The sequence below is a fragment of the Ohtaekwangia sp. genome (genome assembly GCF_036568665.1).
Classification (GTDB): Bacteria; Bacteroidota; Bacteroidia; order Cytophagales; family Cyclobacteriaceae; genus Ohtaekwangia.
In genome coordinates, this window is sequence record NZ_DATCSD010000208.1 from 1 (window position 1) to 2,019 (window position 2,019).

At 41.5% G+C, this 2,019-nt stretch carries 3 protein-coding genes; 1 reads left to right on the plus strand and 2 read right to left on the minus strand.

The features are described from left to right. Nucleotides 1-396, plus strand: a 396-nt coding sequence (locus tag VIN08_RS11585) for a DUF1080 domain-containing protein (RefSeq protein WP_331964815.1), incomplete at its 5' end; no start/stop codon positions are given. Nucleotides 397-553: 157 nt separating this feature from the next. Here the strand turns inward: VIN08_RS11585 and VIN08_RS11590 are convergent. Together VIN08_RS11590 and VIN08_RS11595 are read right to left on the minus strand one after the other, a co-directional pair. Further along, nucleotides 554-1,171 (minus strand): hypothetical protein, encoded by a 618-nt coding sequence (locus VIN08_RS11590; protein ID WP_331964818.1) that lies wholly within the window; start codon nucleotides 1,169-1,171, stop codon nucleotides 554-556. Between the two features lie 190 nt (nucleotides 1,172-1,361). Further along, a partial coding sequence (locus VIN08_RS11595) for a sensor histidine kinase (protein WP_331964821.1) occupies nucleotides 1,362-2,019 on the minus strand: 658 nt, incomplete at its 5' end.

Consider the following 2,019-nt stretch of genomic DNA (forward strand, 5'->3'; position numbering starts at 1 on the left):
GGGACAGCCATAGTATACGAAGGAAAACTGGATGAAAGGCACTGTATCAATTCAACATCCAAAACGTATGACGGTGACCAGTGGGTACGCGCTGAACTGATCGTGCTCGGAGATTCATTGATCGAACACATTATCAATGGCGATACGGTTATGCGCTATAGCAAACCACAAATGGCGGGCGGTGTTGTAAATAATTACGATCCCGCTATATGGCAACCCGGAAAGCCGTTGCGCGAAGGCTTTATAGCCTTACAAAGCGAAGGACAACCGGTCGACTTTCGAAATATAGCTATACTACCATTAAAAGGCTGCATGGATCCAAAGGCAATGAATTATAAAGACTATTATATAGTATCCGATCCATCATCATGCAGGTATAAAGGAAAGAAGAAGTGAGTAAGCTGAAAGTGAAAAGCGTAAAGTAAAAAGGGAGTGCATTTCCTCTTTCTGCTTTACGCTTTATACCTTATACTTCTGCGTATATCTGCTCTCGATAGCTATCGCGATGCGGGAACGAACTTTATGCTTTCAGCTTTACACTATATCCTGTTCGTTAGAAAGTATAAAGAACACCATTCACAGATGCTTCTTTTAAGATAACGCCTCTTCCCCAGGAGTTGATCTCTTTTACAAAACCAATATCAGGTGCGAGTATTATAGTATTTTCTTCATCTGCCATCTCTTTAACATCATAATAGAAATTCTTGCAGTATTGAACGTATCTTTTTCCAATAGAAACGTTGACGAGGGTTGTTAAAGTAACATGAGTATCGTAGTCCGATTCGGAAGGTATTACCCATTCTTCACTTTGATTGGCGAGGCGGAAAGAAATTTCGGGAGTAGTCTTTGCTGTTCGCGTAGCTACATAATCATTACTATAAAAATGATAGTATAGCGTATCCTGCCATATAGTGCTTCCATTGCGATGTGTGGTAACGACTTCATAGTATTCAGTGTTATCCAGATTTTTTATTCCGGTTACTTCCTTTCGCACAGTGTAATCTGGTTGCTCCGGCAGAGAAACAAATTCCCAATAATTGCCGATCGTCTGCAATGGCAGGTACGCAGCCGCATTCTCAGAAATAACATCGCTAATGTCATTATCTGAACATGCATTGATGCATAACAACAGAATCGCTATCAATGGATAGTACGGTTTTGAATAGTTCATTGTATGATGGGGTTTAGCGTTACTGATTAGACCCATCTTTCTGCAGAATGGTTGGGAGGGCGTTAGTTGTTACAAACCTTAAGCGATTCGGTTTTTTGCTTTCCGCTATACTTCTGTGTCAATCCGGAATCTGTGGGACATAAACACGGCCACACCCGAATAACAATTAACTGCTAACGATTAACGAACCCTAATCCTTAAATAATAAATAAAAAGAAGTTCGCTCCCCCGGAGTAGATGTTACCTGTATATTTCCCCCATGCAAACTCATAATCTGTTTACTTAAACTAAGTCCTATACCCGAACCTTCTTTTTTGGTTGAGAAGAAAGGTATAAATATTTCGCTCATTTCCTTTTCGCGGATACCCATACCGTTGTCTGATACTTCAATAACTGTACGATACTCTTTACGATACGCCTGGAGCCGGATCAGTTTATCAGCCGTATTAGCAAGAGCATATATACTGTTTGTGATCAGGTTGATAATTACCTGTTCAATCAAATTACTATCGGCTGTGATATATACTGCTGCATCGTGAATATCAACCTCTATACGGATGTTTTGCCGCTGTAACTCTGGAGCCATGAGTGTTGCAATGGATTGGAGATAAGGCTTGAGTATAATTTGTTGTGGCGCTGGCTTGGGTATGCGTGTGAGGGCTCTGTATTTCTCTACAAAATCGAGGAGGCCTTCGCTTCGTTTATGAATGGTGTTGAGTGAAAAGCGAATGTCGCCCAGCGTATCCGTTGTGATGGCCTGTATCTCTTTTACCTGGCCGCTTTTATCCGTCAGCATGCTTTGCATGGTTTCGGTGAGTGATGCAATGGGCGTTACGGAGTTCATGATC

Coding starts and splice junctions, on each gene's coding strand:
- VIN08_RS11590 (WP_331964818.1), bottom strand. CDS start 1,171: ATGAACTATTCAAAACCGTACTATCCATTGATAGCGATTCTGTTGTTA.